This window comes from Hymenobacter armeniacus, from assembly GCF_014699055.1.
In the GTDB taxonomy this organism is placed as follows: domain Bacteria; phylum Bacteroidota; class Bacteroidia; order Cytophagales; family Hymenobacteraceae; genus Hymenobacter; species Hymenobacter armeniacus.
Genome location: NZ_JACXAC010000002.1, coordinates 976,019 through 987,557 on the forward strand (window position 1 = coordinate 976,019; position 11,539 = coordinate 987,557).

7 protein-coding genes are annotated in these 11,539 nt (G+C 63.4%); all 7 read right to left on the bottom strand.

Features of this window, described 5'->3' with window-relative positions; all coding sequences use genetic code 11:
• Positions 1 to 3: 3 nt before the first annotated feature.
• Positions 4 to 3,495 carry a glycosyl hydrolase gene (locus IC234_RS08370; protein ID WP_223827538.1) on the bottom strand — a complete coding sequence of 1,164 codons (3,492 nt, stop codon included), beginning with the start codon at positions 3,493 to 3,495 and terminating at the stop codon, positions 4 to 6.
• 147 nt (positions 3,496 to 3,642) lie between these two features.
• Positions 3,643 to 4,947, bottom strand: coding sequence for an L-fucose:H+ symporter permease (gene fucP, locus IC234_RS08375; RefSeq protein ID WP_190923389.1), 1,305 nt, complete (start codon positions 4,945 to 4,947; stop codon positions 3,643 to 3,645).
• A gap of 32 nt (positions 4,948 to 4,979) precedes the next feature.
• A complete protein-coding gene (locus IC234_RS08380; RefSeq protein ID WP_190923390.1) occupies positions 4,980 to 5,423 on the bottom strand; it encodes a MaoC/PaaZ C-terminal domain-containing protein in 444 nt (147 codons plus the stop codon).
• A 127-nt stretch (positions 5,424 to 5,550) separates the two neighbouring features.
• Positions 5,551 to 6,618, bottom strand: a complete 1,068-nt coding sequence (locus tag IC234_RS08385) for a Gfo/Idh/MocA family protein (protein ID WP_190923391.1) — start codon at positions 6,616 to 6,618, stop codon at positions 5,551 to 5,553.
• A complete protein-coding gene (locus tag IC234_RS08390) occupies positions 6,611 to 7,852 on the bottom strand; it encodes an extracellular solute-binding protein (protein WP_190923392.1) in 1,242 nt (413 codons plus the stop codon). Before IC234_RS08390 ends, IC234_RS08385 begins: the two co-directional genes overlap by 8 nt.
• Positions 7,842 to 10,223 carry a CaiB/BaiF CoA transferase family protein gene (locus tag IC234_RS21755; protein ID WP_223827539.1) on the bottom strand — a complete coding sequence of 794 codons (2,382 nt, stop codon included), beginning with the start codon at positions 10,221 to 10,223 and terminating at the stop codon, positions 7,842 to 7,844. The genes IC234_RS08390 and IC234_RS21755 overlap by 11 nt, the downstream gene beginning before the upstream one ends.
• A 125-nt stretch (positions 10,224 to 10,348) precedes the next feature.
• Positions 10,349 to 11,506 carry an ABC transporter substrate-binding protein gene (locus tag IC234_RS08405; protein ID WP_190923393.1) on the bottom strand — a complete coding sequence of 386 codons (1,158 nt, stop codon included), beginning with the start codon at positions 11,504 to 11,506 and terminating at the stop codon, positions 10,349 to 10,351.
• Between the last annotated feature and the right edge of the window lie 33 nt (positions 11,507 to 11,539).

Consider the following 11,539-nt stretch of genomic DNA (forward strand, 5'->3'; position numbering starts at 1 on the left):
AAGCTATTTCGTAATGGTGGGAATGGCTTGTTTACTGACACTGAGCATCACCGGTCCCAGAAGTCCGGCCGGCAGCAGCGGCTTGCCGGTGGCCGGCGACGGCGCGGGCGTCCACGTCTGGCGCTGGTCGGCGGGCAGGGCTTGGTCGCCGATGAGGCGGTTGGCCCAGGTGTTGGTGACGCGAATGCTGAGCTGGTTGGCGCCTTTTTTCACGGCTTCGGTGATGTCGAGGCGGTAGGGAGCCGTCCAGGCAATGCCGACGGGCTGGCCGTTGAGCTGCACTTCGGCGAGGTTGTCGACTTGTCCCAAGTCGAGGAAAACGCGTTGCTGCGGGCCTTTCGCGGGCTTCCACTTGAAGGACTGACGGTATTCGGCGGTGCCGGAATAATGGCTGATTCTGGCGTCAGCGTTTTTGCTCCAATCGGTCAGTTGGGAGAAGAGGACGGGCTCGGCTGGCCCGCCTGCCTTCGTGTCGAAACGGACTTGCCACGCGCCGGTGAGCGTTTGCACGGGCTGCACCTCACGCCAGTTGGGGCCGGCGTGGGCGCCTGGCTGCGCGGCCGGCGCCCGAAATACCACGAAAACGGAGCCGTTGCGGTCCAGGCGAATTGGTAGCAGGGTGCGACCGTTTTCGAGTTTCCAATCGGTAGCCGGGCGGGTTTCGCCCGTCACCGCGTCCCATAGCTCCGGCTGCCGCCCGGCCACGCGCAGACTCAACTCAATGGTGCGGGCCGAATCGAGCTGATTGGAGATGAAATAGATGTCAAACTGCGCATTGGTACGGTGCGTCCAGGCGATGCCGTTGGCGCGCTGGCCCTTGGCGGTGTGGGCCATCACGTCGCGCGTCAGGCCCAGCGCATCAAAAGAATCGGCTTGGTAAGGCCCACGCAACACCCGGCCCTTGGCGGCCGAAACGGACGCTTCACCAGTTGCCGTAGCAGCTACCGAAGCCTGCGAATTATCAGCCTGATTCAGCGCCGCCGTCAGTTGCCGAACCGTCTTGTCAGCATCCGGAAAACCGCGCAACTCCGGCGAGTGGCTGGGCTGGCGGTTGAGCAAAACCGTAGCCCCGGCCTGCACCAGCTCCCGCAGTCGCTGCGCTACTTCGGGCGACATAGCGGTGCTGTCAGGACTCATTTTCAATGCCCCCGGCACCACCAGCAGGCCGTAGCTGGCCCCGCCCGGCAGCACGATGCGGCCGTTTTCCACCTTCGCCAGGCGCAGTAGCGCGTCCTTGTTGAAGGAATCGTACTGGTAGCCGTGCAGCGGGTCCACCAGCATATCGGCCGTTTCCATGTTGGCCGAGGCGGAGACTTTCTCGGGCTGCTCGCGCATAGGCAGGCCCGCGTTGGCGAGGCGCTTTTGCTCGGCGGCCACGACTTGCGGCCCGAAAATGCCGGGCAGGTCATTCACTAAATGATTGGGCAGAATGGCCCGGCGCGGGGTTTCCTCGCCCGTGAACACGGCCACATCCACCACCGGGCGGCCGAGCTGCAGCAGCGCCTGGCAGCGGCGGGCGTAGTCGACCCAGGCGCGGCCGGGTTTCCACCAGGTTTGGTCGCGCTGGAAGAACAGGCCGATGCCGCTCAGCGTCATGCCCGGCTGGCGGTCGAGCCAGGGGTTGTGCACGAATACGTGGTACACCAGGCGGTTGATGCCCAGCGCGTAGTTGCGGTCCTGCAAGGCTTTGAGCATGCCGGGGTGCTCGTCCCAGGCCAGTTTTAGCTCGGTGAAGGCTTCGGCCTGCACGATGTTTTTGCCGTAGATGTGGGCGCCCGACACGGCGTCGAGCATGTCGTTGGGTTTGTCGTGGGTGGGGCTGCGGAGCCAGAATTCGCCCATCGGCACGTCGGCGTGCTGGTAGTGCAGCAGGCCGTCGCTCACCATGGTGGGCGCGATGGCCTCGGCCGAAAACGTGCAGCCCTTGGCGTGGGCCAGGTCCTTCAGCGTCACGTAGAATTTGTCGTTCACCAGCTCCGCAATGGTCTGGCGCACATCGAACAGCACGCGCTCCGACACGTCGGCGCTTTGCAGGGGCACGCCCGCCAGCACCGGCAGGTAGGGCAACAAATCGTAGCCGCGCCGCGTCCGGAACTCGGCCGGAAAGTTGGCCGACCAGTTCTGTGAGCCGCACTCCCAGCTATCAACGTGGAAGACTTTGAGCACCCGCGCCGCCAGTTCCGGCCCACCCTGCCGCACGGCCTCGCCAAACCACTTGTCAAACTGCAAACTCACGGCAGCGGGGTTGAACTTGTCGCATTCCAGCCCGCGCCCGCCGCCGCCGGTGGTGTTGATTTGGCCGGTGCTGGTGTGGCCCATGCGCAGGATGGTCCAGCGGCCGGGCGGTGCGGCCCAGGTCAGGCGGCCGTTGGCGTCGAGCTTGTCGGTGAGGTTGATGACTTTGCCCAGCGGCACGCACTGCGCGTCGGGCAGTTGGGCGGACGTAGTGCGCTGACTCATGCGCCACACGTCGCCGTTTTTGCCCTCGAACTGGTGAATGCGCGCCTCGGCCGAAAGCTGGATTTCCGACACTTTCAGGCTCTGCTTCCACTTCGCCGCGTCGAGGTCCTCCGCGCCCGGCTCTGAGTCGGTGGGGTCGTACAAGAAGCGGAAAAACCGGGCTGTGGTGGCGGGCAGCGCGTGGGTCACGGCGCTGCTGTCCTGCCAGCCGCTGCGGGGCGGTTGCAGGCGCGTGAGAGGCCGAAAGCTGCGGCCGTCGTCGCTCACGGATACCAGCAGGCGGTTGGCCTGGTAGTTATAGCCGTTGGAGCGGATGCGCAGGCTACGGCAGATAAACGGTTGGTCGAAGGCATACTGAATCCAGCCCGGCTCGCTGGTTTTGAAGCCTTTTTTGTTGCCGGGCGTCGCCAGTAGCTCCAGGTTTTCGCCGGTAAGGCTGCTGGTAATAACCGGCTTAATAGTAGCCGTTGAAGCGCTGCTGCCCGTGGGCGTAGGGTAGGCGTACACGGCAATGTCGCGGTAGAAGCCCTGCACCGCGGGCGGCCGGGGCAGCGTCAGGCTCAGCTTTTTGCCGCCCGTCACCTGCGTTTGGGCCGATACCACGTGCTGCATCGACAGCTCCGGCGTAATCCACGGTCCGCCGGCTAGCGCGAAGCCGTCGCTCACGTGCATGGCCAGTTTCAGGCCCAGCCGGTCGGCTTCCTGCATGGAATGCTTCACCATGGCCCACCACTGCGGCGACAGCTGCCGGGCCGGCGGCGAGATGGCTGGCGGGTTCTCCACATCCTTTATCGGCATCAGATACGCCCCGCCGATGCCAGCCTCCTTCATGGCTTCCAAGTCAGCAGTGATGGCGGCCGGGGTCACGGCTCCATTCATCCAGTACCAAAATACCCACGGCCGCGCCGCCTCGGGCGGATTCTTGAAAACGGATTCCAGTTCGGGTGCTTGCTGGGCGCACACGGGTGCTGGCAGCATGCCGAGCGTCGGCAGCGCGAGCAGCAGGAGAGCCTTGGGGAGCAAGCGTGGGTTCATGAATGCGTGTTGAATTTGAATCTTTAGGCGGTCATGCTGAGCGCAGTCGAAGCATCTCTACCGCTTCGTTGCGAACGTCAGGAGTTAGTTGCGCGGTAGAGATGCTTCGACTGCGCTCAGCATGACGGGCTGGTTTGTGCAGACGAGCTACACCAGCCGCCCCTTCACCCGGTAGCCATACATGCCGAACAGCAGAATCACCAGGTAGCAAACCATCGGTATGAGGTAGCCAATCTGGATGTTATCGCCGCGCAGGTCGATGAGGGTGCCCATGAGCGGCGGCATGATGGCGCCGCCCACGATGGACATCACCAGCCAGGAAGAGCCGGGCTTGGTGTCGTCGCCGAGGCCGGCAATGCCCAGGGCGAAGATGGTGGGGAACATAATGCTCATAAAAAAGCCCAGTCCGCCCAGGGCATAGATGACGTAGGCCCCGTCGCCGAACACGGCCACCGCGCACAGCGCCATGGCGACCACGGCATAAATCGACAGCAGCTTCTGCGAGGCGATGTACTTCAGCAAGGCGGTGCCAATGAAGCGCCCCACCATAAACAGCAGCCCGTACACGGCCAGGTAGTAGCCGGCCGTTTTCTCATCAACCCCCGCGCCTTGCTTGGCCATTCGGATGAAGAAGCTCGTGACGCATACCTGCGCCCCCACGTAGAAAAACTGCGCCACCACGGCCCAGGTGAGGTGCCGGTGTTTCAGCACCGCGAAGAAGCCGCCACCTTCCGACGGCTCGGCTTCGGCGGCCCGCACCTCGGGCAGCTTGCTGAAAAAGAACAGCACCGCCACGGCCACCAGCACGCCGCCCAGCACGATGTAGGGCAGCTTCACGGCTGCGGCTTCGTGGTTGAGGTAGGTGCTGCGGATGGCATCGGGCATGGCGGCCAGCTGGGCCTTCGAGTATTCTTTGCCCGACAAAATCAGGTTGGCGCCAATGATGGGGGCCACGAAAACCGCCAGTCCGTTAAACGAGGCCGCCAGGTTCAGCCGGCTCGTTGCCGATTCGGGCGGGCCGAGCACGGCGGCGTAGGGGTTGGCGGCGGTTTCGAGCGTGGTCAGGCCGCAGCCGATGATGAACAGCGCGGTCAGGAACAGGCCGTAGGAGCGTGCATCGGCGGCGGGCACAAACAGGAAGGCCCCGCCCGCGAAGGCCAGCAGCCCCAGAATAATCGTGAATTTGTAGCCCAGCCGCTTGAGCAGAATTCCCGCCGGAATGGCCATCAGGAAGTAGGCCAGAAACACAGACGTATCCACCAGGGTAGACTGCAGGTTGTTGAGCTGGCAGGCTTTCTGGAGGTGCGGAATCAGAATCGAATCCAGGCTGTGCGCCATGCCCCACAGAAAAAACACGCCCACCACCAGGCTAAATGGCAGCAGATAAGTGCGGGCACTAACGGGGCCGCCAGTGGCGACCGGTGGCGGAATTGAAGCAGGAGCAAGGGCCATTGGGTGGGATTTTAGAGATTTAATTCAAGGAGTTAGGCGCGCAGTTTCACCACCAGCAGATGGTCGCAGGCCAGCACCACTTCGCCGTGCTCGTTGATGACTTCCACGTGCTCGGTCACGGTGCCGTAGCCCGGCTTTTTGCCTTCTTCCTTGGCCGAAATCGTGACTTCCGAATGGATGGTGCTGCCGATGAAAACGGGCTTGACGAAGCGCAGCCGGTCGTAGCCTTTGGAGAAGGCCTCGGGATTTATTTCGGAAGCGGTGAGGCCGATGCCGATGCTGAAAATCATGGTGCCGTGCGCGATGCGCTGGCCAAAAGGCTGAGTTTTGCACCACTCCGCGTCGAGGTGGTGGGGGAAGAAGTCGCCGGTGTGCCCGGCGTGCACCACAAAGTCGGTTTCGGTGATGGTGCGGCCCAAGGTCACACGCTTTTCGCCGATGGTGTAGTCTTCGAAAAAGGTCGATTTGAAATACATAAGAAGAATGTAGCTTGGACGCTGCGAGTCCGAGCGCGAGCGCAGCGAGCATCTGGCGTCCGCGAATGAATAATCGAATCTGGCGCAGATGCTCGCTGCGCTCGCGCTCGGACTCGCAGCGTCCAAGCTACTGTTTTCCGTCGCTCGATGCGTAGGCCGCTTCCACCACGGCCATTGTTTTTATCACGTCTTCCACGCTGGTCGGCAGCACGTCGGTTTCTCCGTTTTTGAAGCGCATCAAACTGCCCATCGTGCCCATGAAGGCATCCGGAAACCACGAGCCTTCCAGCGCCACCGTGTGCCAGACCGGTGCTTCGCCCTCGCGCACCAGGCAGTATTCGAACTTGTCGGGTACGCCGTGGGGGTAGTTCATCAGCAGGCCCATGCGGGCTTTGATGGCGCCTTTCGTGCCTTCCCACTTGATGAAGCTCTCCTGGTTTTCGGGGCCGAAGGAGTGGTCGTGGTTGGTGTTGATGACGGCGTGCATCGTCTCGCCGTAGTCGAATAAAATAGTGGAGCGCGATGACGACAGCGCCTTGGCCGGGTGCTTGAGCGTCTTGGCCAGTACGCGGTTGGGCTCGCCCAGGAAGCTGCGAATCAGGTCGATGTAATGGATGCTGTGGTACTGAATTTCGAGGCGCGGGTGCACCATCACGTGCGGGAACAGCTCCCAGGGAGTTTCCAGCGTCACGCGCACTTCCATGTCATACAGCTCGCCGATGAGGCCGTGGCGCAGCATCTCGCGGGTGGCGGCCACATAGGGTGCAAACCGCAGCTGGCAGTTGATGGCGGCCACCAGGTTTTTGCCGCGGCAGACTTCCAAGATTTCTTGGCTTTGCCAGAAGTAATCGCCCATCGGCTTCTGAATCAAGACGCCCGCGCCGTCGGGCAGTTGCTCCAGCGTTTCCACAAACTGCTCGGGCATGATGGTGATGTCGTACACGGCATCGGTGGGCGCGTGGGCCACGGCCTCGGCTACCGAGTCGTACACCTGCGGGATGCCCCACTCCGCGGCCAGCTTCTCGGCGCGGGCGCGGGTGCGGTTCGTGATGCCCACCACCTCAAAACCGGCCTTGCGGTAGGCCGGCAAATGCGCGTCGTTCACGATGCCGCCCGCCCCGATGATGACGATGGGCAGCGGCCGCTGGGGCAGCACGGGCAGGTAGGGAATCTCGGTGTTTTCCAGCTTAAACATGGTCGAGTGCGTTAATTTTCTGTTGACCGGCGGCGAGCAACTCGGCCACAGGCGCATCGGTGTTGATGGCTTGTAGCACCACCTCGTCGATGATGCCGGCAATCTGCGCCCAGTTGGCTTCGGGCGGGAGACTTTGGGCCTGCTGGTGCAGCATTTCCAGCTTGTGGTAGTAGGGCACCAGCGCGTTGATTTCGGCGTCGTGCCAGGTGGAGAGGCGGCAGCCGATGCCGCCTTCCAAGGTCAGCAGCTTGTCGTTTTCGGGGCGCGTGGTGTAGCGCAGAAACTCATACGCTACGGCCTTGTGCCGGCTGCCCGCCCCAATAGTGTAGAGCCAGTACACGTTCAGGGAAGCCGACTGCCCACCTGCGCCGTGGGGGATGCGGGCAATGTCGACCCGGCCGCGCACCGGGCAGGCGGCGTCCACGTCGCACACGGCCGCAAAGCCGAACCAGTTCACCATCATGACCGCTTCGCCCCGCGCAAATGCCTGGCCCGCTGCCACCGACTCATACTGCATGGTGTGTGGGTGCACGGCCGCCTGGTCGCGCAGCAGCTGGCGGTAGAACGCGAGGCCTTCAGCCGCCGCGGCGCTGTCGATGCAAACGCGGCCCTGAGCATCCACCAACTGGCCGCCGCGCGTCCAGAGGTGCAGGCAGAAATCGAACACCGTATTGTGGCCATCAGGGAAGCCGGCAGCGACGAAGCCGAACAGGTTGTCGGCCGGCCGTTGGAAGAAGCGGGCAACCGTCTGGAAGTCCTCCCAAGATTCTGGCACTTGCAGCGGCCGGCCGTGTAATTCCCGAAACCGGGCTTGCTCCTGCGGGCTCTCAAACAGGTCTTTGCGATAAATCAGGCACTCTGGCCCATCATGAAATGGCAGGCCCATCACGGCATCGCCAACCTGCTGCATCCCGAGCAGCGAAGGACTCCAACCTGCGGGAAAATCCATTGGGGGATTTTGCCGGATGTAGGGCGTCAGGTCTTCGAGGGCACCGGTGCTGGCGGCTTCGGGCAGCCAGTCGGTGTTGATGTGGGCCACGTCCCAGCGGCCATTCTGCAGGCCCTTATTGGTGAGCAGGCTGGCGTAGAGCTGGTGCAAATCCATCGGCACCATTTCAACGGCTAGTTCGCAGCCGGTTTCCTCGCAAAAGTTAACCCACAGCTTCGCCATGGTGCTTTCGAAAGGGCCAAACTGGCGCACGGCAATCCGAAACGGAGGCAACTCAGGCGTCATGGCGAGTGGGTTGAATGTCAATGATTTCGCGCAGCAGGGCCGCGTTGTCCTGGCCCAGCTGCGGGGAGCCTTTGGATGAGGTGAGCAGCTCGCCATCGAGGCGGATGGGGCAGCGGGTGGTGCGGTAGGCGTAGCCGTCGGCCATCGTCACTTCCTGTACCATGTTCAGCGCCGCGAAGCCCTCGTGCGCCAGCAGCTTATCCCAGGTCAGCACGTTGGCGCACCAGATGTCGGCGGGCTCCAGGATGGCCAGCCAGACTTCGGTCGTGTCGGTGCGCAGGTGCTCGGCGAGCGTGGCTTTTATGGCGTCGCGCTGGGTGAAAGCCTGGGCAGGTTCGGAGTAGGCCAGCAGTGCGGGGCAGTTCAGCAGCTGGCCCAACTTCGGAATCGAGCCCATGGCCAGGGCCAGGAAACCGTTGCTGGTCTGGTAGATGCCGTAGGGCGCGCCGAGGTAGGCGTGGGCGTTGTTGTGCCGGGTGCGCTCGGGCAGCGCGCCGCCATCGTTGAAGAAAGTGGTGAGGGTTTCGAACTGAAAATCGAAGGCCGATTCCAGCATGCTCACCTGCACCAGGCCGCCCTCGCCGCTGCGGCCCCGGCGCACCAGGCAGGCCAGCAGGCCCTGCGCCAGGTGCGCGCCGGCCAGCATGTCCACGATGGACAGGCCCATGGGCACGGGGCCGGCGTCGGCGTTGCCGCTCAGCCAGGTCAGGCCCGATACGGATTGCAGCAGCAGGTCCTGGCCGGGCTTGTCGCGCCAGGGGCCTTCGGGGCCGTAGCCGGATATTTCGCCGTATACCACGTTGCGGTTCTGCACTTTCACGCTGGCGTAGTCGAAGCCCAGGCGCTCCATCACGCCGGGGCGGTAGTTGTGCATCACCACGTCGGCGCGGCGCACCAGTTCCCATACTTGCTCACGGTCGGCGGCGTTTTTGAGGTCGGCCGCGAAGCTTTCCTTGTTGCGGTTGATGGCGTGAAACACCGACGACTCGCCGTTCATGATGACGTTCGAGGTGTAGAGGTGCCGGCAGATGTCGCCCGTCTTGGGCCGCTCAATTTTGATGACGCGCGCGCCGAGGTCGGCCAGGCGCAGGGCGGCCGAAGGGCCGGAGAGGAACTGACTGAAATCGACTACCAGCAGGCTCTCAAGGGGTTTATTGAAGTGGGTTCCTGAAGGGTTGGTGGTCGGCTTCATGGCGTTATGCGTTGGTTCTAAACGGGAATCGTTCAAGCCAAACTCCTCGTTAATGGTCTCGGTATCCTGTCCCGGCTTTGGCGCGGCCTTGGCCGAATACAGCTTCTCGCCATCAATGCGGATGGGGCAACGCGTGGTTGGTAACTGCCGGCCATCAGTCAAAGTCACAAGCTGCTGCATGCCCAGCGCCTGATAACCAGGGCTGGCGGTGGCCTGCTGGTAGTTCAGCACCTCGGCGCACCAGATGCCCAGCGGCTCCAGCGTGGCTATCCAGGCGGCGGTCGGTTTTTCGCGGAGGGCGGCCGCGAGGCGGGCAGCGATGTCGTCGCGGCCGTCGAACCAGGAGCCGGCGGTGGGGTAGTCGGCCAGGATGCCCGTTTCCAGGGTGGTATCGAGCTTATCCAGATTGCCCATGGCGAGGGCCAGGTGGCCGTCCTGGGTTTGGTAGATGCCGTAGGGCGCGCTGAGGTAGGCGTGGGCGGTGCCGCGCGCCGCGCCGCGCTGGGGCAGCTGACCGCCGTCGTTCAGGTGGGTGGTCAGCAGCTCAAACTGCATGTCGAGCACCGATTCGAGCAGGCTTACTTCGACCAGCACGCTCTGGCCGGTTTCGCCGCGCTTGAGCACGGCCGCCAGCAGCCCCTGCGCGAAATGGGAGCCGCAAATGATGTCGGCCACGGCGATGCCGAAAGGCGTCGGTCCGTCGTCCTTCGTGCCCGACAAATACGTGAGACCCGACATGGATTGAATCAGCAAATCCTGCCCCGGCTTGGCGGCCCAGGGGCCGGTGGGGCCGTAGCCCGTCACCACGCCGTACACGATGCGCGGGTTGAGGGCCCGCACGGCGTCGTAGTCGAGGCCGATTTTCTCCATGATGCCCGGCCGGAAGTTGTGGGTCATGATGTCGGCCCGGGTCAGCAGCTGCTTCACTTTCGCCAAATCGTCCGGGTTTTTCAGGTCGGCCGCGTAGGATTCCTTGTTGCGGTTGATGGTGTGAAAAACCAGGCTGCTGCCTTCCACAAACAGGTTTTTGATGGCAATCTGCCGGCCCGCCTCGCCGGTGCCCGGCCGCTCAATTTTGATGACGCGCGCGCCCAGGTCGGCCAGCCGTAGGCCCGCGGAAGGCGCGGCCAGAAACTGGCTGAACTCGATAATTAAAAGGCCGGATAAGGGGAGGGACATGGGTTGCGGATTGATGTAGCGTGGACTCTGCGAGTCCGCGCCACGAGCGTAGCGAGTATGGACGTTATGACGAACCGAGCGCGAGCTACTCGCTGCGCTCGTGGCGCGGACTCGCAGAGTCCACGCTACATTGTTCTGGATTTCACATATAATTCGTTCAGCTTACCCAGCAGCGCCCGCTCGTCGTCGCCGTTCATCAGGTACTGGCGCACGGGTTCGCCGGCGTGGTCCTGGAAGAACATGTGGCCGTGGTAGCGTGGCCGCAGAAACGCCCGCTGCAAAGCCGGGAGCGTATCGGTGAAGTAGTTGCTGGACTGGGCGTTGACATGCTCATCCTGCCAGGCCGTGAGGTGGCCCGGCTGCCCGCCGTTGTCGAAATACAACGTTTGCTGGCAGGCGGGCGAGGCCACGAATTCGGCGTAGCGCACGGCGGTTTCGACCTCGGCGCACTTGACCGAAATGGCCAGGCCGGTGCCGCCCAGGGTGCTGCGCAGGCGGGGGGCGCCGGGTGTGAGGCTGACCATGTCGTGGAAGTGCAGCAGGCGGCGGGCGTAGCCACGGCGGGCGTAGTTGGAGTAGCCGTAGGCGAAGGGGCAGTAGGCCAGCGCGTCGGTCTGCGTCATGGCCTCGTAGGTTTGGATGGGGTTGCGGTGGAAGCAGGCCGGGTCTACTTTGCTGGCTAGTTCGCGGAACAACTGGAGCGCCTGGATGCCCACGGCTTCGCTCACCACCTCGTCCTCGCGCTGGCACGGGTCTTCGCCCAGCGAGCAGCAGAACATGTAGAAGCTCATCAGCGTGTCGATGGGAATGAGCGAGAAGGCCACCAGGCCGCGGTCGGCCAGGGCCAGCAGGTCGGCGAAGGTTTCAGGCAGGGCCAGGCCGTGCTGGGCCAGCAGGTCGGGGCGGCTGGCGGCCACGGGCGTGGCCGCGTCGATGGGCAGGGCCCACTGGTGGTCGTTGAAAGAGTAGCTCTCGAAGGAATGGCCCACGGTGTTGGCCTGCTGGTCGGCCAGGAAATCGGCCGGCAAGTACTCATCCAAAGGCAAAATGGAGCCGGTGCGGGCCGCGAAACCGGCCCAGGGATGGTCAATCACCAGCAAATCGAACCGCTCGGCCAGCTGCTGAATCGACTCATCGGCAAACTGTTGCAGGGAGCGTTTCTCCCAACTGATGTGCACATTGGGATTAAGCTCCGAAAAGCGCTGGGCGGTGGCGGCCATTGGCACGAAGCCGCGGCTGTGGTTCCAGGTGATGCCTTTGAGGTGGATGGATTCGGTGGGCATTTGTTTAGGTCTGTTAATAGCTAGAACGGTCAT